The sequence below is a fragment of the Nonomuraea maheshkhaliensis genome (genome assembly GCF_039529435.1).
In the GTDB taxonomy this organism is placed as follows: Bacteria; Actinomycetota; Actinomycetes; order Streptosporangiales; family Streptosporangiaceae; genus Nonomuraea; species Nonomuraea maheshkhaliensis.
This window is the reverse complement of sequence record NZ_BAAAMU010000006.1, coordinates 108,160-132,919: the sequence shown is the minus strand read 5'-3', so window position 1 is coordinate 132,919 and position 24,760 is coordinate 108,160. Positions and strand designations below refer to the sequence as shown.

General features: G+C 68.6%; 29 protein-coding genes and 1 tRNA gene. 18 read left to right on the top strand and 12 right to left on the bottom strand.

Going from position 1 to position 24,760, the window contains the following annotated elements; translation table 11 throughout:
* Positions 1–67: 67 nt before the first annotated feature.
* From ABFX54_RS06640 to ABFX54_RS06620, 5 genes are all read left to right on the top strand, one after another.
* The gene (locus tag ABFX54_RS06640; RefSeq protein ID WP_346102288.1) at positions 68–469 is read left to right on the top strand and encodes an ATP-binding protein; all 402 of its coding nucleotides are present in this window, start codon (positions 68–70) and stop codon (positions 467–469) included.
* A gap of 55 nt (positions 470–524) precedes the next feature.
* Positions 525–2,735: an NACHT domain-containing protein gene (locus ABFX54_RS06635; RefSeq protein ID WP_346102286.1), complete on the top strand. Its 2,211-nt coding sequence runs from the start codon at positions 525–527 to the stop codon at positions 2,733–2,735.
* Between the two features lie 116 nt (positions 2,736–2,851).
* Positions 2,852–3,217: a hypothetical protein gene (locus tag ABFX54_RS06630; RefSeq protein ID WP_346102285.1), complete on the top strand. Its 366-nt coding sequence runs from the start codon at positions 2,852–2,854 to the stop codon at positions 3,215–3,217.
* 242 nt (positions 3,218–3,459) lie between these two features.
* Complete coding sequence (locus ABFX54_RS06625; protein ID WP_346102283.1) at positions 3,460–4,068, top strand: TetR/AcrR family transcriptional regulator; 609 nt, start codon at positions 3,460–3,462, stop codon at positions 4,066–4,068.
* Between the two features lie 198 nt (positions 4,069–4,266).
* A complete protein-coding gene (locus ABFX54_RS06620; RefSeq protein WP_346102282.1) occupies positions 4,267–4,836 on the top strand; it encodes a dihydrofolate reductase family protein in 570 nt (189 codons plus the stop codon).
* A gap of 31 nt (positions 4,837–4,867) precedes the next feature.
* Here the strand turns inward: ABFX54_RS06620 and ABFX54_RS06615 are convergent, their stop codons facing one another.
* The 3 genes from ABFX54_RS06615 to ABFX54_RS06605 all read right to left on the bottom strand — a co-directional run bounded on the left by ABFX54_RS06615 (position 4,868) and on the right by ABFX54_RS06605 (position 6,907).
* A complete protein-coding gene (locus ABFX54_RS06615; RefSeq protein ID WP_346102280.1) occupies positions 4,868–5,203 on the bottom strand; it encodes a hypothetical protein in 336 nt (111 codons plus the stop codon).
* 61 nt (positions 5,204–5,264) lie between these two features.
* Positions 5,265–6,047, bottom strand: a complete 783-nt coding sequence (locus ABFX54_RS06610; protein ID WP_346102279.1) for a class I SAM-dependent methyltransferase — start codon at positions 6,045–6,047, stop codon at positions 5,265–5,267.
* Between the two features lie 62 nt (positions 6,048–6,109).
* Positions 6,110–6,907, bottom strand: a complete 798-nt coding sequence (locus tag ABFX54_RS06605; protein ID WP_346102277.1) for a helix-turn-helix domain-containing protein — start codon at positions 6,905–6,907, stop codon at positions 6,110–6,112.
* A gap of 118 nt (positions 6,908–7,025) precedes the next feature.
* On the opposite strand from ABFX54_RS06605, the gene ABFX54_RS06600 reads away from it, so the two are divergent.
* The 7 genes from ABFX54_RS06600 (at position 7,026) to ABFX54_RS06570 (ending at position 12,199) form a co-directional block, all read left to right on the top strand.
* Positions 7,026–7,439, top strand: coding sequence for a hypothetical protein (locus ABFX54_RS06600; protein ID WP_346102275.1), 414 nt, complete (start codon positions 7,026–7,028; stop codon positions 7,437–7,439).
* Positions 7,440–7,483: 44 nt separating this feature from the next.
* Entirely contained in the window at positions 7,484–8,485 is a 1,002-nt protein-coding gene (locus ABFX54_RS06595; RefSeq protein ID WP_346102273.1) for a zinc-dependent alcohol dehydrogenase family protein, read from the top strand.
* A 185-nt stretch (positions 8,486–8,670) separates the two neighbouring features.
* Entirely contained in the window at positions 8,671–8,991 is a 321-nt protein-coding gene (locus ABFX54_RS06590; protein ID WP_346102271.1) for a hypothetical protein, read from the top strand.
* 173 nt (positions 8,992–9,164) lie between these two features.
* Positions 9,165–9,785: a hypothetical protein gene (locus tag ABFX54_RS06585; RefSeq protein WP_346102270.1), complete on the top strand. Its 621-nt coding sequence runs from the start codon at positions 9,165–9,167 to the stop codon at positions 9,783–9,785.
* A gap of 423 nt (positions 9,786–10,208) precedes the next feature.
* Complete coding sequence (locus tag ABFX54_RS06580) at positions 10,209–11,171, top strand: DUF4360 domain-containing protein (RefSeq protein WP_346102269.1); 963 nt, start codon at positions 10,209–10,211, stop codon at positions 11,169–11,171.
* 434 nt (positions 11,172–11,605) lie between these two features.
* Complete coding sequence (locus ABFX54_RS06575; protein ID WP_346102267.1) at positions 11,606–11,851, top strand: hypothetical protein; 246 nt, start codon at positions 11,606–11,608, stop codon at positions 11,849–11,851.
* A gap of 219 nt (positions 11,852–12,070) precedes the next feature.
* On the top strand, positions 12,071–12,199 hold the full coding sequence (locus tag ABFX54_RS06570) for a hypothetical protein (protein ID WP_346102370.1): 129 nt from the start codon (positions 12,071–12,073) through the stop codon (positions 12,197–12,199).
* Positions 12,200–12,286: 87 nt separating this feature from the next.
* Here the strand turns inward: ABFX54_RS06570 and ABFX54_RS06565 are convergent.
* Both ABFX54_RS06565 and ABFX54_RS06560 read right to left on the bottom strand, forming a co-directional pair.
* Positions 12,287–12,375, bottom strand: a tRNA-Ser gene (locus ABFX54_RS06565).
* Between the two features lie 159 nt (positions 12,376–12,534).
* Positions 12,535–13,098, bottom strand: coding sequence for a YceI family protein (locus ABFX54_RS06560; RefSeq protein WP_346102265.1), 564 nt, complete (start codon positions 13,096–13,098; stop codon positions 12,535–12,537).
* A gap of 96 nt (positions 13,099–13,194) precedes the next feature.
* On the opposite strand from ABFX54_RS06560, the gene ABFX54_RS06555 reads away from it, so the two are divergent.
* Positions 13,195–13,719 (top strand): MarR family winged helix-turn-helix transcriptional regulator, encoded by a 525-nt coding sequence (locus ABFX54_RS06555; protein ID WP_346102264.1) that lies wholly within the window; start codon positions 13,195–13,197, stop codon positions 13,717–13,719.
* Here the strand turns inward: ABFX54_RS06555 and ABFX54_RS06550 are convergent.
* Entirely contained in the window at positions 13,716–14,207 is a 492-nt protein-coding gene (locus ABFX54_RS06550) for a SigE family RNA polymerase sigma factor (protein ID WP_346102263.1), read from the bottom strand. The genes ABFX54_RS06555 and ABFX54_RS06550 overlap by 4 nt on opposite strands.
* A gap of 217 nt (positions 14,208–14,424) precedes the next feature.
* On the opposite strand from ABFX54_RS06550, the gene ABFX54_RS06545 reads away from it, so the two are divergent.
* Positions 14,425–15,372: a hypothetical protein gene (locus ABFX54_RS06545; RefSeq protein WP_346102261.1), complete on the top strand. Its 948-nt coding sequence runs from the start codon at positions 14,425–14,427 to the stop codon at positions 15,370–15,372.
* A 5-nt stretch (positions 15,373–15,377) separates the two neighbouring features.
* Positions 15,378–16,187, top strand: coding sequence for a MauE/DoxX family redox-associated membrane protein (locus tag ABFX54_RS06540; RefSeq protein WP_346102259.1), 810 nt, complete (start codon positions 15,378–15,380; stop codon positions 16,185–16,187).
* Between the two features lie 103 nt (positions 16,188–16,290).
* Here the strand turns inward: ABFX54_RS06540 and ABFX54_RS06535 are convergent, their stop codons facing one another.
* Positions 16,291–17,472, bottom strand: a complete 1,182-nt coding sequence (locus tag ABFX54_RS06535; RefSeq protein ID WP_106247498.1) for an ATP-binding protein — start codon at positions 17,470–17,472, stop codon at positions 16,291–16,293.
* Positions 17,473–17,737: 265 nt separating this feature from the next.
* Here ABFX54_RS06535 and ABFX54_RS06530 point away from each other — a divergent pair, with 265 nt between their 5' ends.
* Positions 17,738–18,196 carry a MaoC family dehydratase gene (locus ABFX54_RS06530; RefSeq protein WP_346102257.1) on the top strand — a complete coding sequence of 153 codons (459 nt, stop codon included), beginning with the start codon at positions 17,738–17,740 and terminating at the stop codon, positions 18,194–18,196.
* 259 nt (positions 18,197–18,455) lie between these two features.
* On the opposite strand, the gene ABFX54_RS06525 is transcribed toward ABFX54_RS06530, so the two are convergent.
* The 5 genes from ABFX54_RS06525 to ABFX54_RS06505 all read right to left on the bottom strand — a co-directional run bounded on the left by ABFX54_RS06525 (position 18,456) and on the right by ABFX54_RS06505 (position 22,421).
* Positions 18,456–18,698 (bottom strand): hypothetical protein, encoded by a 243-nt coding sequence (locus ABFX54_RS06525; RefSeq protein WP_346102255.1) that lies wholly within the window; start codon positions 18,696–18,698, stop codon positions 18,456–18,458.
* A gap of 26 nt (positions 18,699–18,724) precedes the next feature.
* Positions 18,725–20,272: a radical SAM protein gene (locus ABFX54_RS06520; protein WP_346102253.1), complete on the bottom strand. Its 1,548-nt coding sequence runs from the start codon at positions 20,270–20,272 to the stop codon at positions 18,725–18,727.
* A complete protein-coding gene (locus ABFX54_RS06515) occupies positions 20,269–21,000 on the bottom strand; it encodes a prolipoprotein diacylglyceryl transferase (RefSeq protein WP_346102251.1) in 732 nt (243 codons plus the stop codon). Before ABFX54_RS06515 ends, ABFX54_RS06520 begins: the two co-directional genes overlap by 4 nt.
* 1 nt (position 21,001) lies before the next feature.
* Complete coding sequence (locus ABFX54_RS06510; protein ID WP_346102249.1) at positions 21,002–21,208, bottom strand: hypothetical protein; 207 nt, start codon at positions 21,206–21,208, stop codon at positions 21,002–21,004.
* A gap of 940 nt (positions 21,209–22,148) precedes the next feature.
* Positions 22,149–22,421 (bottom strand): hypothetical protein, encoded by a 273-nt coding sequence (locus ABFX54_RS06505; protein WP_346102248.1) that lies wholly within the window; start codon positions 22,419–22,421, stop codon positions 22,149–22,151.
* A 289-nt stretch (positions 22,422–22,710) separates the two neighbouring features.
* Between ABFX54_RS06505 and ABFX54_RS06500 the strand changes: the two genes are divergently transcribed.
* Both ABFX54_RS06500 and ABFX54_RS06495 read left to right on the top strand, forming a co-directional pair.
* A complete protein-coding gene (locus tag ABFX54_RS06500) occupies positions 22,711–23,913 on the top strand; it encodes a sensor histidine kinase (protein WP_346102246.1) in 1,203 nt (400 codons plus the stop codon).
* Complete coding sequence (locus tag ABFX54_RS06495) at positions 23,910–24,548, top strand: response regulator (protein WP_346102244.1); 639 nt, start codon at positions 23,910–23,912, stop codon at positions 24,546–24,548. The genes ABFX54_RS06500 and ABFX54_RS06495 overlap by 4 nt, the downstream gene beginning before the upstream one ends.
* The last annotated feature ends 212 nt before the right edge of the window (positions 24,549–24,760 follow it).

Genomic DNA, 24,760 nt, shown 5'->3' with positions numbered 1-24,760 from the left:
TCTTGATTGTGTATCCACACAAATACAGTTGAGCTATGCACGCTCCGAGGCGACCATGCGAATAACCGTGTCCGATCCCCTGCACGAATGCGTCAAGGTGTGGGCCACCCGCGAGGTGGGACCGGAACGCGTGCCCTCGCTCGCCCGCAAGGAACTCGCGAAGTGGCTGGGCCCCGACCACACGGCCCTGCCCGACCTCCAGGAGATCGCCTCGGAGCTGATCACCAACGCGATCCTGCACGCCGACGCCGACTGGGTGCGCCTGAGCCTGAAGCGCGAGCCGTATTCCTGGCGGCTCACCGTGACGGACCCGGGCCCCTCGGGCAAGACCCAGCCCCCGCGCCATTCCCGGTCGAGCGACGAACGGGGCCGCGGCCTGCTCATCGTGGACGCGCTGACCGAGGGCCGCTGGGACACGACGGTCAACGCGGAGGGCGAACGCGTCGTCTGGACCCAGGTCCGCCGCTGACCGTCCGCCATCAAAGCATTACCTTCCGCACACGAAGATGCGGCATCCTTGGTGCGTGCGAAGCCGACGTGACCGTTCCCCCCTCACCGTGGCGGCGGTGGCCGTCATGGCCGGCGCCGGGCTGCTCGGCCTCGGGGTGGTGCTCCTGCTGGACGGAGCCGGGGCGGCCGACGAGTGGGCGGGCGTGATGTCGGCGTGCGTCGCCGTCCTGGGCGGCGCGGCGACGCTGATCGGCCGGCTGCGCCACGACGACGACACCGGCGACGAGAAAGAACGGGCGCGCCGGCTCGACTGGCTGGCCGCCAGGATGGCCGATCACTGCACCACCGAGGAGGAGCAGCGGCGGCTCCTCGATCCCTATCCGCTGCCGGTCACCTGGCACACCCTCGGCCCGCCGCACTCCGACCACTGGTCGGTCATCCGCCAGGGCGCCGGCGACACGCCGCTGCGGCTCGACGGCACCCTCGACGACCTGCACCGCGTCGTGAGCGCGACGGTGCCGACCGGGCGCCTGGTCGTGCTCGGCGGGCCGGGGTCCGGCAAGACCAGCCTGGTCGTCAGGCTGGCCCGCGCCTGCCTGGCCGCCCGCGCGTCCGGGGCCGCGCCCGTACCGGTGATCCTGCGGTTGTCCACGTGGGACCCTGCCGCCCGCACGCTGCGGCGGTGGATCACCGAGCAGGTGGAGCTCGACTACGGCGTCGGCGGCGTGACGTGGGACACCGAGCTGCTGCCGGTGCTCGACGGGCTCGACGAGATGCCGCCGGCGGCCCGCGGCGCGGCCCTGCGGGCCGTCAACAGCATGTTCGCGCCCGGCCTGTCGCTCGTGGTGACCAGCCGCGGTGAGGAGTACCACGAGGCCGTACGCGACGCCGACGTGCTCACCGGCGCCGCCGTGCTCGAGCTCGACCCGCTCGCCCCCGGGGTGATCCGCGACTACCTGGCCACCGCCACCCGCTCCGACCGGGGCGCGGCCTGGGACGAGGTCTTCGACCGGATGAGCGGCGAGCCGGAGGGCCTGCTGGCGCGGACGCTCTCGACCCCGCTCAACCTGTCGCTGACCCGCCTCACCTACGCCGACGGCCCCGGCGACCCCGGCCTGCTGCTGCGCCTGTCCGGCACCGCCGCCCTGCGTGGCCACCTGCTCGACCAGCTCATCAGCGTCCTCTATCCCGACGTGCCCGATCCGGCCGCCGGCGCGCGCGCCTGGAACCTGCGCGACGCGCACCGCTGGCTCTCCTTCCTCGCCCGCCACCTGCACCGCCGCGACGCCTACGACCTGCCCTGGTGGGAGCTGGCCAGGGCGGTGCCGCTGCGGGCCAGGATGCCGATCTGGGCCGTCGTGGCCGCCGTCGTCTTCGCCGCCGCGAACATCCTCGTCGGCCTGCCGTGGCAGCTCACCGGACCCGACCCGGCCGCCGGCGTGCTCTCCGACCTGCGCTGGGGAGCCGGCGGCGGGCTGCTGATGGGCGCGGTCAACAGCCTGTGGACACCGCTGTTCCCCAGGGCGCCGAGGCTCTATAGCTGCACCGTCCGCAGGACCGGCCGGCCGCTGTGGTGGCGCCTGTGCCGCGCGCTGGGCAACGGCCTGTGGCGCGGAGCGACGGACGGGGCGCGGAGCGGGGTGCCCGTCACGTTCATCGTCCTCGCGATCGTCGCGCTGGCCGCGCCCGCGCCCGGTCCGGCCGGACACGCCGAGCTCTTCACCGTCGCCGCCCTGCACGCCTTCCTGTTCGGCTTCACCTGCGGCTTCGTGTACGGGCTCGCCGTGGGCTTCGCCGCCGAGTTCGTCACGATGTTCCACGACGTCGAGGTGGGGCAGGGCCGGCTGCCCGACGAGGTGCTGCGCGCGGACCGGGTCTGGACCCTCGTCACCGCGCTGGCCGGCGGCCTCGTCACCGCGGCCGTCACCCTGCTGTTCCTGGCGGTCGTCTTCAGCTTCGGCGAGACCCGCGACTGGCGGCTGATCACGTCCGCCGCGGCGCGCCTGGGCGTCGCGGGCGCCCTCGCCGCGTGCCTGGCCACCGCGTCCACCCAGTTCCTGCTGGCCCGCATGGCGCTGTCGGTGGCCGGCCGGATGCCGTGGCACGCGATGGCGTTCCTCCAGGACGGCGTGCGGCGGGGCGCGTTGCGTCAGGTGGGCGGCGCGTTCCAGTTCCGCCACGCGCTGCTGCGCGACCGCCTGGCCGGCGTCCCGGCCCCGGCAGCCCTGGAAAACAGCCAATCATTTCTCAAACAGCCGCCCAAGAATGGCCGGAGAATTGTTTGACCGGGCCGAAACCCGTTCCGTCCGGAAAAGAAAACCCGGCACGACGCCTTGACGGCTCCCGAGCGCGAGGCGCGACGATGAGAAACACAGAGGGAGGAACTCCATCGGGAGGATCCATGCTGAAAGAAGCATGCGCGGCCGCCGTTCTCGCGGCCGCCATATTCGCTCCGACATCCGCCTCCTCGGCCCAGGTCACGGCCCCGGCGATCTACACCAGGGCCGCCTCCGTCACCGGAACCTGCACCTCCGCCGTCTGCAAGTGGATGCAGGACGGCAACAAGCGCTGCTTCTACTGCAAGCAGAAGAAGAGGAAGGGCGGCGGCTGGAAGCGCCAGTACTGCGAGAAGAAGGCCAAGGAGAGGCGCCCGGTGGAGCTCGAGTGCACCTCGACCCCGTCACCGAGCACAACCAACCCGAAGCGTGTCTGCGAGAAGTGCGTGGACCAGAAGACCGGCCGGCTGGTGTCGACCAAGTGCGGCTAGCACCGCGGTGACGTAACTCATCGCCACTCTCGTGACATTCGCAGCTGTTCGCTCCGGGCGCTCACTCGGAGGATCGGGTCCACGAAACCCCACCTCAAGGGAGCATTCATGACCGTCTCACCCGAGACCGAGAGCGTCCGGATCGAACGCACCTAAGCGACCACGCCCGAGCACGTGTGGCGCCTGTGGACCACCGGCGATTCTAGCTTCGACAGAATCACAAGCAGCGCTAGACTAGCGCTATGTCCGCCATCAGCGAGCGCCGCGAACGTGAACGCGCCCACCGCCACCAGCTGATCATCACAGCCGCGCGCGAGCTGGCGGAGTCGGAGGGCTGGGAGGCGGTGACGACCCGCCGGCTGGCCGAACGGGTCGAGTACAGCCAGCCGGTGCTCTACAGCCACTTCAACGGCAAGGACGCCATCGTGAGCGCGGTCGCCCTCGACGGCTTCGCCGAACTCGCCACCCACCTGCGCCGCGCCCGCCAGTCAGCCTCCAATCCCGGCCAGGCGTCGGGCGCCGGGCAGTCCATCACCGACACCGGCCAGGCGTTGCGTGCCGTCTGCCGCGCCTACCTCGACTTCGCGAGCCGGCGCCCCGCCCTGTACCAGGCCATGTTCATCATGCCCACCGACCTCAAGTTCGCCAGCGCCGAGACCCCGCCCCCGCTCCGGGCCTGCTTCGACGAGTTCGTCAACTGCTTCCCGCCGGCCAACGAGCGCCGCGAACTCTTCGCCGAGGTCACGTGGAGCGCGCTGCACGGCATGGCGGTCCTGTCCGACAGCGGCCGCATCCCGCCGGAGCCCCAGGACGAACGCCTCGACTTCCTCGTCACCCAGATCATCCGCTGACCGGCCTCAGAAATCATCTTCGGCCGAGCCTGATCCAGAACCCCGGCGAGATCGACAGTTCGAGCACCGATGACTTCCGAACGGCCAGGCCGTCTACACCGTCAACGCCGGACCCACGTCACCATCCCGGCCCGGGACACGTACGCCCGCCGGCGAGCACGATCCCGACGACGACCTGAGACCACGGAGCCCCCCATCATGCGGAAACTTATAGCGACAGTGTTCAACTACTCCCTCGACGGCCTCCTCGCCGACGAGGGCACCGACTTCTGGAAGTTCTGCTTCGACCTGCCCGAGAACAGCGAGCCCGACGACGCGGCGCACCTCGACTTCCTGCGCGGCGCGTACGCCCACGTCATGGGCCGCACCGCCTACGAGGGCATCTCGGCGGGCATGACGGCCGCCACCGACCACCCGTTCGCGGGCATCCTCAACCCGGCCCGCAAGGTCGTCTTCTCCCGCACCCTCAAGACCGCCGACTGGGCCAACACCACCATCGCCTCGGGCGACACGACGGAGGAGATCGACAAGCTGAGACGGGACGGCGACGGCCACATCATCGTATGGGGGGGCGTCACCCTCTGGCGCTCGCTCATGAGCCTCGACCTGCTCGACGAGCTGAGGGTGAGCATGTTCCCGTACGTCTCGGGGGAGGGAACCCGGCTGTTCGACGGCGTCCCGAAGTCGTACCAGCTCGACCTGGTCTCCAGCATCCCCTCCAGCAACGGCATCGTCTACCTGCGCTACCAGCGCCCCCGCCACCCCTGAAGCCGGCTCCCCCGCGACACGAACCGGCCGCTCACAACGAACTCCAGCAGTAGAGCGACTGACCTTCGTCCCGGGCACGCCGGGCCAGGCCACGCAGCTCCGCGATCAGTTCGGACAGCTGAGGTGGATCGGTGCGGAACATGGAGTCGTCGTCACTCTCCGCCCACCGCTCACCCAGCTCGACGAGCCTGCCGTCGGGAACGTCGGCGAGAGTGTCCCGCACGTCCGCCGGCAGCTCCTCGATGCCCGGCCCCACGAAGTACGGCGAATCCTCCGGAAGGGCGCCCCACTCCTCATCGGTCGTGGGCGCGCCTTCCTGAGGCGGGTAGAGCACGACGGTCCGTACGAGCTCATCGGTGCACGGCACGTCCCTGATCAGCGCGACCAGCTGCGCCGGCGCCTCCCATGAGCGTGCAGGGAAGTGGCGTTCAAAGGGGCTTGACGGCCCGGGTGGCGAAGTATCCAGGCATGTACCGCGCGGTGACATCCGCGTGGTGCGGGGCTTCGTCGAAATGGGTCAGGGTGAAACCGGCCGCGAGCTGACCACCGATCTGCCCGGCCAGTGAGTGGCTGTATTCGATCGGCCCCGTCCCGTACGAGCGCTCCCGCTCGTCGTCCGGAAGATCAAGACTGCTGAACGGAAGCGGATGGCGCACGATGAGCTCACCCCGCTCCTCCATCGCCGTGACGTCGAAGATGAAGACGTCAGGGTTCATGAACCCGGCCATCAAGATCCCGCCCGGACGCAGCACACGGAACGACTCCCGCCAGACCGGTGCGAGATCGGGGCAGAACACGTTGGACACCGGATTGAAGACGACGTCGAAGCTGCCATCGGCGAACGCGCTCAGGTCGCGCATGTCGCCGAGCACCGTACGGACGGCCAATCCCTCGTGGGCGGCCACCTCCTGGTCGCGGGCCAGTTGCTGCGGCGAGTTGTCCAGCACCGTCACGGTCGCGCCCGCCGCCGCGAGCACCGGCCCCTGCTGCCCTCCACCGGAGGCCAGGCACAACACCTCGGCACCGGCCAGCTGTGCCGGGAACCAGTCGCGCGCCACCGCCTCGTGGCCGATCAGAATGACGGACCAATCGCCGGCCCGCGCCCGGGCGATGACCTCCGGCCCGACCGGCCGGGTCCATTCGTTGCCGTTCGCCACCTCGCGGTCCCAGGCGGCACGGTTATAGGCCACGGGGTCCAATTCGTCCGTCACAACGGCACAGCTTAGGGGCCGGCACAAGGGCACCCGACGCGGGCCGGGTACCGCCCAAGGCTCTAGCTCAACCGTCCCAGCTCGGCGAGAGCGGAGGCGGTCGCCGCGTCGGCTGGAAGGAAGGCCTCCATCCGCAGTTCGGCGACGGTGACATCGACGGCGGTGCCGAAGTGGGTCAGCGTGGTCAGGAGCCGAAGCTCGCCGTCGCCGTGGCGAAGCCGCAGCGGGACCGCGAAGCCGAGGTGATCCGGTCCCGGTTGCCGGGGGCGATCGGGCGCCAGTTTCGTGAGCTCGGCGACCAGCGCCTCAACCTGGTGATCGGGATTGCGAGCCGCTTCCTGCCGGATGTGGTCGATCACGTGCCAGGCCCATACGTCCAGGTTGATGATCCGCGGCGCCATTCCCTGAGGATCCAGCAACAAGCGGGGCACGTTGACAGGCGGCGTAAGGAGATGGGACGCCGCTCCCTCGGTCAGCGTCCAGAACGCGTCGTTGGCCGAGACGAGATCGCCGCGCCGATCGACGATCACCGCGGGATACGGGTGGTGCCCGCGTAGAATGCCCTCCAGTGCGGTGCGGACCGGTTCGAGCTCAGGGTCGTCGAACCGGGTTTCCGGATAGGCGGGGGCGTAACCCGCGGCCAGCAGCAACATGTTCCGTTCCCGAAGCGGCATCTCCAGCGACTCGGCGAGCCGTACGACCATGGCCCTGCCGGGGATCGACCGTCCGCTCTCGATGAAGCTGACGTGCCGCTGCGTGGTTCCGGCGCGCAGAGCGAGATCCAGTTGGCTGACGCCGCGGCGTCCGCGCCATTCGCGCAGAACACCACCGAACCCGCCGCGTTCCGAAGTGATGGTCACCTGACCTTGTCTAACGCAGTGAATGAGGTATGGCCATTCCCTCAAGGGAATTGTCGGGCCACGGCGTCGCGCCCAGGATCGGCAGCGTTCACGAACACCTCAGGACGAAGGAAAAGCTGTGATCGACACCGAGGAACTGGTCGGCCGCTACGTGGCGGTCTGGAACGAACCGGATGCCGAGTCGCGCCGTAAGGCCGTCGCCGAACTGTGGACCGAGGACGGTGTCCAGATACTCCAGCCGCCCCGGGAAATCCGGGAGACCGCCGCGGCGCTGGGCCTCACTCCCGTTCTCGAAGCTCGCGGACATGAGGCACTCGATGTCAGAGTGACCCGCTCGTACGACGAGTTCGTCGCACCCGGGAAGTTCTTCTTCAGGCCGCGGAACAACGCCGATCGGCTCGCCGACATCGTCAAGTTCACTTGGGAAATGGTGCCCACGGGCGGCGGTGAACCGGCAGGCGTCGGACTTGAGATCCTCGTCCTCGACGAGGACGGCCGGATCCGGACCGACTACCAGTTCATCGAGGGATGAGCGCTCAGCCGGCACGAGGCCGGACGACCATGCGTTCCTACCGTTTGGAGAAGCTCGGCCACCTCGACGGGATCGTCCCGCGCGAAGAACCGATGCCGACCCCGAAACCGACCGACATCCTTGTCCGCGTCCACGCGGTCTCGCTCAACCGGCGCGACGCGCTCATCCTCCACGAGCGCTACCCCTTGCCGTCGGCACCCGGCGTGGTCCCGCTCAGCGACGGAGCCGGTGAGGTCGTCGCCGTTGGTGCGGAAGTGACCCGGTTCAAGGTGGGTGACCGGATCGTCGGCGGCTACTGGCCCCGGTGGCACGACGGCAGGCTGAAGCCCGAGTTCCTCGACCAGTTCGGCTGCACCCTGGACGGCATGCTGACCGAGTACGCGCTCCTCGATCAGCAGTGGGCGGTCCCCGTACCGGCCCATCTGAGCTGGGAGGAGGCGGCGACCCTGCCCTGCGCCGGCGTGACCGCGTGGAACTCGGTCGTCGGCGGCGAACCCCTCCGCCCGGGACAGACCGTTCTCACCCTCGGCACCGGAAGCGTTTCTCTCTTCGCCCTCCAATTCGCGAAAATGCTGGGCTGCCGCGTCATCTCCACCACTTCCGGCGAGATCAAGGCCGCCAAGCTCGAAGAACTCGGCGCAGACCACGTCATCAACAACGTCGACACCCCCGAATGGGGACAGGTGGTGCGCGAGCTCACCGAGGGGCAAGGGGCGGATCTCATCGTCGAGACCAACGGGCCCGCCACCATCGAGCAATCGGTCAGAGCCGCGGCTCTCTACGGGCAGATCGTGCTGCTCGCGGTATCCGGCCCGGACGGTTCCCACATCGAGATCTCCGGCGAAGCGTACGGATCTACCCTCGCGACCATCAGGCGAATCTTCGCCGGCAACCGCACCGATCACGAGGCCATGAACCAGGCGATCACCGCGCACCGGCTGCGGCCGGTCATCGACCGCGTGTTCGACTTCGCCGATGCGCACGACGCCTTCACCCACTACCTCGACGGCAGGCCTTTCGGAAAGGTGATCATCCGAATCGACTGACAAGCGACGCCCTGCTCTCGGGATGTGCCCGACGATGCACCATCCACCCGACGACGGACCGGGTGACGAGAGGCGGCACCACAAGGAGCTGCGAGGAGTAAAAGGGCCCCTTAGGCTTCGTGCCACGTCGTCGAGTACGCGACCGACCACACCTGTGATGCCGCCGACGCCCGAAGGAAAGACGAATGCGTCACCTGGACAACTTGGAACCGGCCCTCACGACACTGATGGAGAGCCGCAGGATCTCCCTCCGCGAGTTACACGAGGACACCATCCTCGTGTGCTGGGACGACCGCGACGGCGACGGCGGGCTTCCCGTCGGCCGGGTGGAGCGAGAGAGCTTCCGTCGCAGCGGGATGTTCGGCCGCACGGTGGAGGGATGGACAGCCTACTGTGATGACCTTGACCATCCCGGGCACGACCCCATCCTGGCCGGCGACATGCTTCCTGACCTCAACCAAGCCGTCCGCGCGGTCCTCCGCCATCTTCCTTCCCGCTACTCCTGATGCCCGTACGACTGCGATTAGGGAACGGTCGCCACGGGCGGCACCACGGCCGGGATAGATCTTGATGGACTCACCGCTCGTCGGGGAATCATGCGATTTGAGATCACAGACGAATGGCGTGAGTGATGAACTATTCTGCGTGCCCGAAGGAGCCGTGACCCTACTCTGTCACCGTGGGAACCGACATCTACGGCTTCATCGAAACTCGTCACCCGTGTGCTGACGAGGACTGGTACGACGGAGAGCCCTGGTCGGTATCGACGCCCCTTTATCCCCTCTATGACGGCCGCGACTACGACGCCTTCGGTTGTCTCTTCGGCGTCCGCAACCGGCTTGACTGGACTCCCGTCGCGGCCGGCCGAGGCCTACCGGCCGACGCTTCGGAAGCGATCCGTCATGACTACGAGAAGTGGGCGAACATCGATACCGCCGTGCGCGGCTGCACATGGGTCGCGTGGGCGGAGCTTCGCGACCTGGACATGACCGTCCGACCCGCCGCTCGCGGAGTACTGCAGCTCCGCTCGGCGAAATCGGTGATCCACCAGTATCGAATCGACGATCAGTGGCCGGAAGAGCTCGTGGACCTCTATCCCATACCGCCCTTCGGCGTCTCGCCCGATCAAGCCCTGGCTGGTCGATGGGACCTTCCCGATGTGACGCTGGAGTACGGCCCGTTGACACGGCAGGCCGTGCTGGGCCCCGGAACAGGTTGGGAGCACGTCTTCGGGGTGATGGAGGCGTTGGGGCGGCGCTTCGGGCCCGACGGCGTGCGGTTGGTGGTCTGGTTCGACTAAGAGAAGAAGAGGGGTCACGTCCCGTCGGGTGGTGTAGAAGGCCCGCCGCCGCGCCAGAGGCCGGCCTCTCGGAATCATGGCATATCTGTGCCAATCGGATTTTTCGGGAGCTACGCGTCAGGATAACATCCATTTTAATGGCGTATATTCAGGCATCAAGGACATTCCCTCTTTCCGCTCCTTGCTGATTATTTGCCCGCTCATAAAAAGTGCGCGCGTCTCTCATGCTTGACGCCGGGGTATCTCTCTTGTCGCACTATCGCAGCGGTGCAGGCGGATACGAAGAAGAACAGCTCCGGCGTCCGCGCCACCGCGACACCATTCACGAGCTCGATCTGACACAGGTCAACGAGCCTCAGGAAATCGCCTGATGTTCTCACGGGGAATGCTCACCACGGAAAGGAATGCCCTATGCCATTCATCATGCGCAACACACTCCCCAGGCCGGCCGCACGTACACTCGCCGCCGCCGTCCTCGCCGCAGCGGTCATGACGCCCGCGGCCGCGGCATCCTCTGCCCCCAACCCGGCCGAGGCATACATCTCGAGCGTCAGTGCGAACGGAAACGGGTGCCCGCCCGGGACATGGGAGGCGGCGATCAGCGCCGACGGGAAGTCGTTCACCGTTACATTCAGCTCATACGAAACGCTCATCGAACCCGGCACTGATGCTTCGAATAGGGAATGCACGCTCTCGCTGAACGTGCATACGCCGCCGGGGGCCTCGCTTTCCACCGCCGAGTTCTCCTACCAGGGCTACGCGCTCATGGACCAAGCGGGGATGAGCGCCACGCAGAGCGCAAACTACAACTTCCGCGGTGCTCCCGTCCCGGCCCAGTCGGTTCGCTCGCAGATCTCGGGGCCACACGACGACTCGTACGTCTTCTCCGACCGGATCTTGCTTCACGACGACGTGGCGTCGGCGCTGGGCGCAACCCGCGTGCTGAACGGGGCAACGAGCCTGGTTCTCACCAACAACCCTGCGGAGACCGGCAGCGGCTACTTCAACACCAGCAGTGTCGACGGGACGCTCCAGAACGGACCGGGCTGCACCATCGACCGGCGCACCGCCACCTCGGGGCAGACCATCGTCGGCACCTCGGGCGCCGATGTCATCTGCGGCTCACCGTTCGCCGACCGTATCGCCGCGCTGGGCGGCAACGACGTCATCCTCTCCTTCGCGGGCAACGACCGGATCTCCGCCGGCGCCGGCAACGACACCGTCTTCGGCGGCAACGGCAACGACGACATCAGCGGCGACGACGGCAACGACACCCTCGACGGCGAAGCCGGCAACGACCGGATCCTGGGCGGGCCGGGCACCGACACCGCCAACGGCGGGCCGGGCACCGATTCCTGCATAGCCGAGACGACCACTTCCTGCTGAGTCAGGCCGACGCTCCGGTGGTGTGGCTTCGGGACGAAGCAGCCGAGGTCGGAACGGGCGGACCTGCTTCGCCCACCTTGGCCGCGCCGGGCCCCGAAGCGAGGGGATCCACGAGCCGTCCGGGTCCACACCCCTGATGCGCGAGAAGGGCTCGCCTCCGCGCTCTGGGGAATCCCTGGCCGTTGCGACTACGACGCTGCCGAAGATCAAAAGGCCCTCTCCCCGATCAAGGGAGAGGGCCTTCCGTCTGCGGCATGACCGTGTCCCACCACAATACGACTCATGATGTTGCACGTATATTGCACAGGAAGTGCACCGTACCAACCTTGTCCTGATCGCTTGCCTCTGCTTATGTACTCGAAGTGAGTCGTGATTCCGATATGGGCGGGTGTCTCGAACCTGTTCCGGCGAAGGTGAACCCGGCAGGTGGGAGGATGAACTACATCCCACTGCTCTTTGTTCTGGGCGCGGGCCCCCTTCTGCTTGCCAACTGGTTCATCGCTGCCATGATCCTTGGACGCGACTGCACCTTCTTGTACAAGGGCGGCAACATTACGGAATGTGCTGGCGGGCTTTCAGAGGAAGAGATGACCGCCACATCGGGACTGATCGCGCTGGTGCTACTTGTCATTCAGATAGGGCTGATCGTCCTAGTGCGCCGGCGCATCCGCGGATCGTAGCGAGGCCGCATGGTCGGCGACAGAGCGCCTTGGGACGGTAAGTACGCGTCAGTGCGACGAATGCTTTGTACGGCGGACGGCTTCCAGCGACCTGCGACTGCCTACAGCGACAGGCCACCCGGCAGAAGGCCATCCTCAAGCAAACCCGGCGTCCGGGACGCCCGGGTGCACGATGCGAGGCACACCGCGGCGACCTGTTGATAGAAGCAGGGTGTCCACATCCGCGTCGTGCAGGAGATCCTCGGCCACACCCGCGTGACCACCACCGAGCGCTACACCCACGTGGCGACCCTCCAGATGCAGGACGCCAGTGAGCGGATGGGTGCCGCCCTCTGGGGAGCGCCCTGAGGGCAACTGCAACCCGGACTGCAACCCTGATGTCCACAGAAGATCGAAAAGGCCCTCCCCCCGATCAAGGGAGAGGGCCTTCAGCTGCGGAGGATCGGGGATTTGAACCCCGGATGGTGTTGCCACCAAACCGCATTAGCAGTGCGGCGCCATAGACCTGACTAGGCGAATCCTCCTGGAAGCCATCGCGGCAAGCACAGCGTACCGGCCTTCTGGCGAGGCGGCAAAGCGATTGCGCCGCACGCCTTCACCAAGAGTTATCAACAGCCTGTGGGTAACTATCTGTGGATGAAGCCCGCCCAGAGCTAGGGCGGGCTTCCAGGCTGTGGATAACGTCAGGCGGCCGGGTTGGCCTCGCCCTCGATCTCGATCTTAACCTTCTTGCCCACCAGCACCCCGCCGGTCTCCAGCGCCTGGTTCCAGGTCAGGCCGAAGTCCTCGCGGTCGAACTCCGTGGTGATCGTGTAGCCCCAGACGGCCTGGCCCCACGGGTTGGTGCCGGCGCCGCCGTACTCGACCGTGAGCTCGACCTCCCGGGTCACGTCACGGATGGTCAGGTCGCCGACGACGGTGAACTCGTCGCCCTTGTGGCCGGCCACGCGGGTGCTCTTGAAGGTGATGGTCGGGAACTTCTCGACGGACAGGAAGTCGTCGCTGCGCAGGTGGCCGTCGCGGTCGGCGACGCCCGTGGTGATGCTTTCCGTCTGGATCGTGAGTTCGGCGGTCGACTCCAGCGGGTTCTCGGCGATCGTGACCGCGCCCTCGAACTTCTCGAAACGGCCGCGGACCTTGCTGACCATCATGTGCTTGACGACGAAGCCGATGCTGGTGTGCGCTACGTCCAGGTTGTACGTTCCGGCGGCCGGGATGGTCAGGGATTCCCAGGTGCGGGTGGTCATCGGAGGCTCCTAGTAAGAAGGTTGCTGTGCGGATGTCTGCGGCAACAACTTTCTACATGAGGAATATTCCGCACGTCAACTATCGTCGTCTAAGGTATGAGTGTGATGAAGTACGACAACCCCCGGGTGGACGTCCACCGGCTGTACGACGACTCCCGGCTGACGGCCATCGGGCTGTTCGCCGAGGTGCACGCGGGCCTGATGAGCAGGTTCGCGCCGGCGCTGAGCGCCGCGGGGCTGTCGGAGATCGACTTCGAGACGCTCATTCGTTTGGCACGTTCCCCCGGGCAGAGGCTGCGGATGAGCGATCTCGCCGGCCAGACCGGGCTGTCCACGAGCGGGGTGACCCGGGTGGTGGACCGGCTGGAGCGCGAGGAGCTGGTGCAGCGGGAGGCCTGCACGACCGATCGGCGGACGTCCTACACCGTGCTCACCGCGGCGGGGGCCGAGCGCCTGGAGCGCGTGCTGCCGCAGCACCTCCAGGACATCGAGGACCTCTTCACCGGGCTGCTGGGCGCCGACGAGCTGGAGACGTTCCTGGGCACGCTGCGCAAGATCAGGACCATCGTACGGCCGTGCGCCACCGCGGGAGCGGAGACACCATCCCCCTGCGAGCCCTAGGACAGGCCCAGTGACCTCCGCAGCTTGGCCATGGCGCGCGACACCGTGCTCTTGACCGTCCCCACGCTGATCCCCAGCGTCCTCGCGATCTCCGGCTCCGTCATGTCCTCGTAGTACCGCAGCACGATCGCCGCCCGCATCCGCTCGGGCAGCTCGCGCAGGGCCTGTTCGAGCGCCTCGTGGATCTCCGGGGCCGGCAGCGCCTCGCGGGCGGCCGGCTCGGGCAGCTCGTCCGACGGGTACTCCTCCAGCTTCCGCCGCCGCCACTGCGAGATGTTGATGTTGACCATGGCCCGCCGCACGTATCCGTCCAGCGCGTTGCGGTCCTCGATGCGGTCCCAGGCCAGGTACGTCTTGGCCAGCGCGCTCTGCAGCAGGTCCTCGGCGTCGAGCGGATGGCCGGTGAGCTGATGGGCCGCGCGCAGCAGCGCTGGACCGCGCGCCGTGACGTACTCGCGGAACTCGTCTTCCCAGCTCGTGGTCTGCATCGTGGCCAGAATCGCAGCCTGATGCCCGTTTGTGCCGGAACCGCAATTCAGGTTTCGGCCCGCCGACGATAAAGGTCCGTCTAGGTCGGTGGCGGTTTGTACGACGCCGTAGGTGAACTCCCTTCCCCGGGGATGGGTATTTTGCTCCCATCTGAACTACTACGGTGTGGCCCGCCGCCAAGTCGTGTGAATCTAGTACCCGACGAGGGAGGGGTTCATGGGTCATCCGAGCGTCGAGCGCCGCCGGGTGCTCGCCGCGGCCGTGCTCGGCCGCGAGGGCCGCGTTCCCGGTGCCGACCCCGGCGACGCGGAGCCCCTGCGGGCCGTCGTCGGCGAGGTCCTGGACGTCAGCCCGCACCTGATCACCATCGAGACCCCCGGCGGCGCCCAGGAGCGGCTCGTGATCGCGCCGTGGGCGACCGCGTGGAACGGCTCCGACACGACGCCGGGCGATCTGGACGTGGGCTCCATGGTGCTGATGCGGACGTTGCGCGACGGCCGCGTGGTCGAGCGCATCTGGGCCGACACCACCCGCATCACCGGGACGATCCTCTCCATAGCCGGCAATAAGGACCTGACGGTCGAGCTCGACTGCGGGCCCCATCGCGGCCACCGCTCGGTCGTCATCCCCTACCGCGCGTCGGGACGGCTCCAGGTGCGCCATCCCCAGTTCGAACCCGGCTACCTCTTCGACGCGATCGGCATCAGGCGTGACGGCGCCTGCCTGGCCCTGCTGCCCGCGACCTCGCAGCCGCCCTACCCGGCGCGGTCCGTGCCGCCCCCGCCGCCCGCGTACGCGGGCACGCAGTCGCGCATCGCCGGCACCGTGACCTGGTCGGACATGTTCGACGAGGAAGAGCGGGGCGCGGCCTACCCGATGCTGGAACGTACCGACACCGGCTGCCCCATGACCGGCGTATCGTGCGCCGGCCTGCCGTATCTGGCCGTCGGCTCGCTGCTCCAGATCAGGAACGTCTGCTCCAACCGCTCCGCCAACGTGCCCGTGGTCGCCTGCGGGTGCATGGCCGGGCGCTTCTGCGACCGCTGCGTCGAGTGCGACACCTCGCCGCGCGGGCGGATCGCGGAGCTGTCGCCGTCCTCCTACGTGGAGCTCGGCGGCGAGTTGATCAAAGGGTGCTTCAACGCGCAGATCGGATTAGGGTGACGCTCGTGCTGGAATCGCAGCTCCCGCTCCTGATCGTCATGCTCACCCTGGGCACGGTGGCGAAGGTGCGCACCGTCGGCTCGGGAGGCGAGCCGGGGGCGCTGTCCAGGCTGGGGCCCGCGGTGCTGGTGCCCGGGCGCATGCAGGCTCCCGCGCTGCTGGTGTGCGCGGCCGGCGAACTGATGCTGGCGGCGGGGCTGCTGTTCAGCACGCATCCGTTCTTCCGCTGGGGCACGGTCGCGTTCTTCGCGATGTCCACGTACGTGCTGCTGGAGCTGCGCAGGCGTGTGCCCGACGCGGGCTGCGGCTGCTTCGGCGAGGTGAGCTCGGCGCCGGTCGGGTGGCGTTCGATCGGCCGGACGGTCGCGCTGACCGGCCTGGCCGGCGTGTCGGTGTGGTCGCCGGTGACGGGATGGGCGGCCGCGACCGGGTGGGTGGAGGCGGGCCTGCCTCCGTGGTACGCCGCCGCGGGGGTGGCCCTGCTCGCGCTGCTCTCGCCCGAGATCGAGGAATTGATCGACCGGGTGCGGTATCGCGCCCCCTGCGAGCAGCGCCGCGGTCCAGCGGAGTCGGTGACCCTGTCGAGGCTGAGGTCGAGCGGCACCTGGCGGGCCCACCGGCAGGAGCTTGCCTCGGCGGAGCCGTATGACAGCTGGCGGGAGCTGTGCTGGCGCTTCTTCGCCTTCCGCAACCACGATGACGACGACGTGGTCTTCGCCGTCTATCTGAGCGGCCGCCGCCCGGCGGTGCGGATGGCCGTGGCCAGCAGGGAGGGCAGCGACTCTCTGCCGGACTATGTCCCCGTATCGGCCTGATGCTAGAGAGCACTAGATTTCCCTCGACAGGCATGGCGATATAGCTCTATTGGGCTGTCTAGCTTCCCCACTAGACAGCCCAATAGAGGTCTAGGGGCGTCGCTCAGATCGGCTGAGCGCGCAGGAATCTCCCGAAGTGCGGCACCGTGAACGCGATCAGGCCGCGCTCGGCGCTGTAGATGAGCCCTTTCTTGATCAGGCTGTCGCGGGCGGGTGAGAGGCTGGACGGCTTACGCCCGAGGGCGTCGGCCACCTCGGCGGTCGCGACCGGCTCGTCGCCGATCTGCGCCATGGCGTGCATGTAGTCGCGCTCGGCCGGGGTGGCCCGCTCGTAGCGGCTGCCGAAGAACCCGACCGCGAGCTCCTCCTCGGCCTCCGGCGCGGAGACCTTGACGTCGTCGATGGTGATCGGGCTGCGCGGGGCGAGGTCCCAGGCGACCTTGCCGTACGCCTGCACGAAGTAGGGGTAGCCGTCGGCCGCCTCGTAGAGGGCGTCGAGCGCCTCCTGGGTGAACTCCACCTCTTCCTCCCGCGCGGGCAGGATCAGCGCGAGGTCGGCCGCGTCGCGGTCGAGCTTGTCGATGCGCGCGTAGCGGAAGAGCCGCTCGGAATAGCTCTTGCTGGCCGACAGCACGCTCGGCAGGTGCGGCAGGCCGGCCCCCACCACGATCAGCGGGCCGCCCGACTGCGACAGCTCGTGGCAGGCCGCGCAGAGCGCCGAGACGTCGGCGGCCTGCACGTCCTGCATCTCGTCGATGAAGAGCGCGATGCCCACCGCCAGGTCGGTGGCCACGCTCGCCGCGTCGACGAACAACTCGGTGAGGTCGATCTCCAGATCGCCGGAGTCGGCGCGCCCGCGGCTGGCGGGCACCTCGATGCCGGGCGACCAGTGGGAGGTGCCCTTGGCCGCGGCCGGATCGCGCATGGCGAACGCCTTGAGCACGCCGAGGAACTCCTCGATGCGCTCGGGCGCGCGATGACGCGGCGCCAGCTCGCGGATGGCCATGTGCAGGGCGGCGGCCACCGGCCGTCTGATCGACTGATCGGGCCGGGCCTCGATCTTGCCCGTGCCCCACAGCCGCTGCATGGCCATGGACTTGAAGGTGTTGAGCAGAACGGTCTTGCCGACGCCCCGCAGGCCGGTCACGACCATGCTGCGCTCGGGACGGCCGCGGGCCACCCGCTCCAGCACGACCTCGAACTGCTGCAGCTCGCGATCACGCCCGGCGAGCTCCGGCGGGCGCTGCCCGGCTCCTGGAGCGTAGGGGTTTCGCACAGGGTCCACGCTCTCGGACTTTATTGCCGGATATAGCGGCCGTCCTAGATTTGGGAAGAAAGTGCTACGGCGTGTCCGAGCAGGGGCGAGCGCGAGCACCGTCATCCGGACACACCCCCTCTCACCAGGCCGAACCTCTGTTCGATTGCGGTACCTAAGACTGTAGCGCGGACTCGAACACCTATGCGATGGTTTCGAGTAAAGATCTTCGTGACGAGTCCGGAAGAGACCCGAACTTGGCAGCCGTCCCGCGCGCGCAATAGCGTTCGACACCATGCGGACCTTCGCGAACGTTCAGGAGCTCAAGGCGGCCGTCGGCGAGTCGTTCGGCCCGACCGAGTGGCGCACCGTCACCCAGGATCAGGTCAACCTCTTCGCCGACGCCACGGACGACCACCAGTGGATCCACGTCGACGTGGAGAAGGCCAAGGAGGGGCCGTTCGGCGGCACGATCGCCCACGGCTACCTGACGCTGTCGCTGCTGCCGTCGTTCATGTTCTCCATGATCAAGGTGGAGGGCATCGCGATGGGCGTCAACTACGGCCTCAACAAGGTCCGCTTCCCGCGGCCGGTCCCGGTCGGGGGGCGGGTCAGGGCTGTCGGCGAGCTGACCGACGTCAAGGGCACGCCGGCCGGCTACCTGGCCAACCTCAAGGTGACGATCGAGATCGAGGGCGAGAAGCGGCCCGCCTGCATCGCCGAGACGCTCAGCCTGTACGTCCCCGCCCCGTAATCTCTCCCGCGCGATCTCTCGCCCGCGTGCGACAGAAGCCGTGTGACGTGATCCCTGGGTTCGTGGAGGATTTCGACGAGTTCGTCCGGACCCGGGGCGACGCGCTGCTCCGGTACGGCTACGTGCTGGCCGGCAGCAGCCCGTCCGGGACGACCTGAGCACCGGGACGACGGCCGCGATCGGGCCCGTGCAGTCGCACGACACCTCCTCCAGGCCGTCGAGCGTGCTCTTCCGGGGGACGGGAAGCAGCAGACGGTGCTCAAGGCCATCCCAGGATGATCGCCGTCAGTGCGGCGAGGCCGATGAGGCCGAGGTAGGCCAGCACGAGCCGGGTGTCGCGCAGGAAGCACTTGCTCCTGGTCAGGCCGGCTCGCCGCGCCCGCCAGTAACCGGCGAACCCGAGCGCCGCGAACCCCAGCACCGCCCACGGCCCGAGCAGCCAGGCGAGCAGCGCGACGGTCGCGTACACGCACAGGCGGAGCGGATCGTACGGCTCCTTCACAGCACCACCTCGAACGGCCCCTTCCTTCACAAGACCACCTCGAACGGCCCCCTCGCCTTGGAGGCCACCGCCGACAGCCGCTGCCCGGACAGCTGCGGCCACGCCTGTACGGCGCAGAACGGCGCGCACTGGTCCTGCTCGGCCCGGGTGCCCACGTGTACGCAGCACTGCGTGAGCCGTTCCTCGATCATGGTGGACAGGTCCATGAACGGTTTGACCGTGATGCGCACGACCCGCTCCCCGAGCATCGCGCGCAACTTCCTGCGCCGGCCCGGCAGGGCCGAGGAGGCGAGGGTGAGCAGGGTGGAGACGCCGAGGTCGCAGTTCTCGCAGATGGTCCGCCACAGGTCTCCGACCTGCGGATGCGACAGCGACGACTGCTCGGACAGCAGGCCGAGCAGCGACTCCTGTACGGCCAGGCGCAGCTCGCGCGGGATCTCGCTGTCGGCGATGCGGTTGGAGACCAGGCCGAGGTTCGCCTTGAGCCGGTCGTGGCCGATCAGCTCGGTGAGCGAGCGCCAGCGGGCGGAGTCGTCGCGGATGAGGTAGCCGACCGAGCAGCAGTGGGGGTGGGAGCAGGGCAGCGCGGTCAGGTCGCGCCAGGTCACCAGGCCGTCGGTCTGCGGGCCGAGGCGTTTGAGCACGCCGGTGTGGGTGAGCCGGTCCCGCTCGTCGATGGCGGCCGACCGGCCCGAGCCGAACTGGGGCTGCAGGGAGACGCCGCCGACGTACGGGGTGTCCAGAGCCAGGAGGACGACGTCGCCGATCTCGTCGTCGTTCACGCCGAGTGCGGCGGTCATGACGAGCGTGGTGAAGATCTCGCGTTCGGACAGGCGTCGTACGGCGCTCGCCTTGATCCTGGTCAGGTCGCCGCCCCGATGATGTCTGGACGCGTCGGCCGAGCTGCCGTCGTACTGGAGATAGACCTCGACCCGCTCCCTGTGCGCGGTGAGCAGGTCGAGCAGGGCGTCGTCCCTGGCCACGCGGACGCCGTTGGTGTTGATCAGAATGCGGGTGATCGGGCGTTCGGCCAGCTCGGCGAGCAGTCTGTCGAGCTCGGGGTGGAGGGTGGGCTCGCCGCCGCTCAGCATGAGGACGTCGAGCTTGCCGTTCTCCCTGGACAGGCGCTGGTCGACGTTCGCCAGGACGTCTTCGACGGGGACGATCCCGGTCAGGTCGGGCGAGCTGTCGGCGAAGCAGGTGGGGCAGCGCAGGTTGCAGGCTTCGGCGATGTCCTCAAGGAGGATGCAGGTGTGCTGGGTCTGGAGCTCGGGGAGGCCGCGCAGGTAGGCCTGGGGCACCGGATCAAAATTTCCGGATATATCCGGTACGTGATGCTTCGTCGGGGCGGTCCATTCCTCCAGGTACGCCAGGATCTCCGGGTCCTCGTCGTACAACGTGCTGATGAGACCGTGCTCGCGGCACCCGCGCTCCAGCCACACGCGTCCGTCGCGCTCGGCCAGGTAGCCGCTCAGCCGCTCCACCTGTGACAGCTCGCGGTCGTGGCAGCGCGGGCAGAACGCGTTGACGTACCTGAGGATGCGGTCACCCCGCAATCCCATGCCTGCACTCATGTCATGACCTTCCGCTCGAAAAGGGGATCGTAGTAGCCGCGCCGCCAGCCGTACGCGAGCCGGATGCCGAGCAGCAGCAGCCCCGGGATCAGGAACCACTGGGGCCTGGTCAGGTCGAGCCAGACCGTCTCGTTGGCCCGGGTGAACTCGACGAGGAAGCGGAAGGCGGCGTACCCGGCCAGGTAGAGCGTGAACAGCTCGCCCGGCTGGGTGAGCCGCTTACGTGCCCAGAGCAGCGCGGCGAACGCGGCGAGCTGGAAGACGATCTCGTAGACGAACGACGGGTGCATGGCCTGCCCGGTGAGGCAGCCCGGGCACTCCGGAGTGGCCGGCGAGGCGTGCACGCCCCAGGGCAGGTCGGTGGGCCGGCCCGGCGCCTCCGTCAGATGGCAGCCGATCCGGCCCACGGCCATGCCGAGCGCCACCGCCGGGGCGAACAGGTCGCCGGTGCGCTCCTTGTAGCCGATGATCCGCTTGGCGACCAGGACGCCGGCGTACGCGCCGGTCAGGCCGCCGAGGATGCTGCGGGAGCCGTACAGCCAGAGGTCACGCAGCTCCAGGGTCTCCAGCGAGCCGGCCAGCCGCATCCCGATAGCCCCGCCGACCAGGGCGCCTGCCACCGCGATCAGGGACTGCTCGTTGAGCGCGCCGCGCCTCCTGGCCTCCTTGACGAAGACGACGGAGGCCACGAAGACGCCCAGGCCGACGAAGATCTCGTGGTAGGGCATGTCAGCCGTACAGGCCCGGGTTGATGCCGGTGCAGAAGCCGGCGGACAGGATCGACCAGAGCGCCCAGCCGATCATCAGCCCCAGCCCCAGTCCTCGGCTCCAGGTCTTACGGACGAAGCACAGCCCGATTCCTGCGCCGAGGCCCGCCAGGGCCAGGGCTATGGCGCCGATGGCCAGGTAGGGGGTGGAGCTGGCGGGGGTGCTCATGGCGGCGAAGAAGACGAAGAAACCTATGACGATGTTGAGGGCACTGTAGGCGGCCAGGCCCGCGAACAGGAAGCCGATCAGTGCGCCCGTGCCGCCGCCGCTTCCTGAGGAGGGGGCGGGGTGCGGGCCTGGAGGCGGGGGGCCGTACTGCGGGGGGCCGTACTGCGGAGGGCCTTGAGGAGGCGGGCCGCCATGAGGGGACGGGCCGCCGTGACCGGCCGAGGGACCGTAACCAGGCGGGGGACCATACTCCGGCGGGCCCTCGTGCCCGGGCGGCGGTCCCTGCGGCGATTGCCCCTGACCTCCCGCGACATTTCCGGAATATCCGTACGACGACTGCCCGTGCTGCGGACCTGCCTGGCCCGACGTCTGCCCACCCGAACCCGGCTGCCCCGCGGACGCGGGCTTCACCACGGGCGCGACGAAGGACGGCCGCCCCGCACCGGGCGGAACACCGGGCCCCTGCGCGGCCGACGAGGAAGCACCACCCGGCGGTCCGACCGACCGCGACGTCTCACCCAGCTCCCCTCCACCCGCCGGCAGCAGCTTCGTCGGGCCGGCGGGCGGCGGCAGGGACACCGGCCGTCCCGTCGGAGGCGGCGGCAGCAGCGACGGCTCACCGCTGGGAGGCGGCGCCGGCGCAGGAGCCCGCTCACCGGCCGCAGGCGGCGCGACCCTCTCCCCGGTTGGAGGCGGCAGAAACTCCGGCTCCCCCTCCAGCTCTGGCCCCGCCCCTGCTTCCAGCTCCGACTCCGCCCCTTGACCCGACTCCTCCGGATCCCCGGACGACGACGGTGGCGGTGTCGGTGGGGTCGGCGGCATCGGCGGTCTCGTACTCATTCGTTTGCTCTACCCCCTAGTCGCGATCAGACCAGGAGCCGAGCCCGCGACCGACATCCGCTCAACACCGTCATCATCACACGCACAACAGTTCGTAGGCCTACGTATACATCTCAGGGTTGAGCCCCGTACAGAAGCCCGCCGACACGATGGACGCCAGCCCCCACCCGATCATCAACCCCAGCCCCAACCCCACCGACCACGACCTCCGCAGCCGGACGAGCACCAACCCGGCCCCGATCCCCAGAACCGCCAGCACCCCCGCCCCCACCCCGATCGCCACCGTCGACTCCAGGCTCAGCACGACGACCCCCACGACCACGTTGACCACGAGATAGCCGAGAATCCCGACCAATGCCAGCCCGACCACCACCCCCGTCCGCCGAGGCGGCGGCCCACCCCCCGACGACGATCGCGAGGACGAGTCAGACGGCGGACCCGGCGGAGGCGGCGATTCGCTCACCCTCACACAGTACGACGTGCCCCGCTCCCAAACCCGAACAAACTCCAACATCCCCGGACACTCACCACTCTCGGGACACCAGCGCACACACAGATCCTCAACCTGTGGATACATCGAACGGTGTATCCACAGGCGGACCTCCGCAGGAGGAAAAGGCTGGCCAGAGGTGATGGGATGAAGCCATGAACCGGGTGAAGCCATGAACCGGACGGTGCCGGCAGCGGCGCTGGCCTTCGCGGTGGGCGCGCTGCTCATCGCGGGTGGCTCGTATGCCCATCGTGGCACGCCCACCTGGCTCCTGTTCGTGCCGCTGGCGCTCACCTGCGCGGGAGTCGTGGTGCGCACGCGCGCCCCGCTGCTCTGCCTGGGGCTGGGCATCGTCGGGATCACGATCGACGGGTTCGTGGGCCCGTCCCTGGGGGCGGTGCTGATCTTCACCGACAACCTGTACGCGGCCGCGCTCTACGGCCCGGCCGGCCTGACCCGGATCCTGCTGGGCACCACCTCCGTGCTCGCGGTCGGGGCGGGGGCCACGGCCGGGTTCCTCGCCGCCGACTGGCGCGCGCTGGCCGTGATGGGGGTGCAGGCGGGGCTGGTGCTCGTCACGCCCGTTCTCACCGCGGTCTACCTGCGGGAGCAGCGAGATCGAGCGGCGGCGGAGCGGGCGCGGGCCGAGCAGGTGGCCCGCCTGGCGGAGCTCGACCGGCAGGCCGCGATCACCGCCGAACGCACCCAGATGGCCCGCGAGCTGCACGACATGATCGCCAACCACTTCAGCGCCATCGCCATCCAGTCCACCGCCGCCCTGTCCCGCCAGGATCTCGATCGGGAGACGGTGCGGAAGGTCATGGAGTCCGTACGGGAGAACAGTGTGGCGGGCATGGCCGAGATGCGAGCCATGATCGGCCTGCTGAGGCAGGAAGGCGACGAGGCCGAGAGCGAGACGACCCGCCCCCGCCTTGGAGACGCCGATCCCCTGGTCGAGCGCGTACGGCAAGCGGGAATGGACGTGCGGACCCGGGTCGAGGGCGAGCCACGCGAGCTGCCCCCGTCCGTCGATCTCGCCGGCTACCGCATTCTGCAGGAGGCCCTCACCAACGCCCTGAAACATGGCGAGTCCCCGATCTCCGTGATGGTCGGCTACGAGCGTGACCAGGTCGTGCTCCGCGTCGACAACACGCTCAGCGCCGACCGGCGAGGCGGACTGCCCGGAGCCGGAGCCGGCCTGATCGGCATGCGCGAACGCGCCGCCCTGGTCGGAGGCCGGTTCGAGGCCGGAGCGGTCGACGGGGAAGGCTGGCGCGTCTCAGCAGCCCTCCCGACGACCGAACTGAACGCGAGCCCGAGCCGGGCCTGGTCCGACTCGGCCGCCGAGAAGAAGAACGCTGGAGGCGGACGGTGACCATCAGGGTGCTCGTGGCCGATGACCACGCCGCGGTCAGGACCGGAATCGTGCTGATCCTGGACGGGGCCGACGACATCGAGGTCGTGGGCGAGGCCGAGGACGGCGAAAGCGCCGTCGCCATGGCGTCGGAGCTACGCCCCGACGTCGTCCTGATGGACGTACGCATGCCCCGACTCGACGGCATCTCCGCCACGCGCGCACTGGCGGGAGTCTGTGACGTGCTCATCCTGACGACGTTCGACGTCGACGAATACGTCTTCGGCGCCCTGCGCGCCGGCGCGGCCGGCTTCCTGCTGAAGAACACCGAGGCCCAATCCCTGCTGGAGGCGGTCCGCGTGGTGGCCCGCGGCGAGGGACTCATCTCACCCGGCGTAACCCGCCGCCTGATAGCGGCCTTCGCCGAACAACCCCCCGCCCGCAGAGACCCGGCCCCCGGCACCGACCCGGCCGGCCTGACCCCTCGTGAGCAGGAGGTGTTGGCCTGCATCGGACGGGGCCTGTCCAACGCCGAGATCGCCCGAGAACTCGACATGGCGGAAGCCACCACCAAGACCCACGTAAGCCGCGTACTCCACAAACTCGGCCTGAAAAGCCGCGTCCAAGCCGCCATCTACTACTCAGAGGGCACCTAGGGATGCCCGACGTGCACCGCCCCAAATCCTAGGCCTGAACCCGTGTTTTGCCAGCTCTCACCACAGATGCCACCTTCGCCACCCACCCCCCGAACAGAGAACCAACCCCCACGGTGATCTCCACTACACCCCCAGGGGAAAGTCCTCACCCCGCACCACGCAGCACGATTTCCCACCTCCCCCACTCCTTGCCACCATGTGCTCACAGAACG

Coding starts and splice junctions, on each gene's coding strand:
- ABFX54_RS06630 (WP_346102285.1), top strand. CDS start 2,852: ATGCTGAAAGAAGCATGCGCGGCCGCCGTTCTCGCGGCCGCCATATTC.
- ABFX54_RS06625 (WP_346102283.1), top strand. CDS start 3,460: ATGTCCGCCATCAGCGAGCGCCGCGAACGTGAACGCGCCCACCGCCAC.
- ABFX54_RS06620 (WP_346102282.1), top strand. CDS start 4,267: ATGCGGAAACTTATAGCGACAGTGTTCAACTACTCCCTCGACGGCCTC.
- ABFX54_RS06590 (WP_346102271.1), top strand. CDS start 8,671: ATGCGTCACCTGGACAACTTGGAACCGGCCCTCACGACACTGATGGAG.
- ABFX54_RS06580 (WP_346102269.1), top strand. CDS start 10,209: ATGCGCAACACACTCCCCAGGCCGGCCGCACGTACACTCGCCGCCGCC.
- ABFX54_RS06575 (WP_346102267.1), top strand. CDS start 11,606: ATGAACTACATCCCACTGCTCTTTGTTCTGGGCGCGGGCCCCCTTCTG.
- ABFX54_RS06560 (WP_346102265.1), bottom strand. CDS start 13,098: ATGACCACCCGCACCTGGGAATCCCTGACCATCCCGGCCGCCGGAACG.
- ABFX54_RS06555 (WP_346102264.1), top strand. CDS start 13,195: ATGAGTGTGATGAAGTACGACAACCCCCGGGTGGACGTCCACCGGCTG.
- ABFX54_RS06550 (WP_346102263.1), bottom strand. CDS start 14,207: ATGCAGACCACGAGCTGGGAAGACGAGTTCCGCGAGTACGTCACGGCG.
- ABFX54_RS06545 (WP_346102261.1), top strand. CDS start 14,425: ATGGGTCATCCGAGCGTCGAGCGCCGCCGGGTGCTCGCCGCGGCCGTG.
- ABFX54_RS06530 (WP_346102257.1), top strand. CDS start 17,738: ATGCGGACCTTCGCGAACGTTCAGGAGCTCAAGGCGGCCGTCGGCGAG.
- ABFX54_RS06520 (WP_346102253.1), bottom strand. CDS start 20,272: ATGAGTGCAGGCATGGGATTGCGGGGTGACCGCATCCTCAGGTACGTC.
- ABFX54_RS06515 (WP_346102251.1), bottom strand. CDS start 21,000: ATGCCCTACCACGAGATCTTCGTCGGCCTGGGCGTCTTCGTGGCCTCC.
- ABFX54_RS06510 (WP_346102249.1), bottom strand. CDS start 21,208: ATGAGCACCCCCGCCAGCTCCACCCCCTACCTGGCCATCGGCGCCATA.
- ABFX54_RS06500 (WP_346102246.1), top strand. CDS start 22,711: ATGAACCGGACGGTGCCGGCAGCGGCGCTGGCCTTCGCGGTGGGCGCG.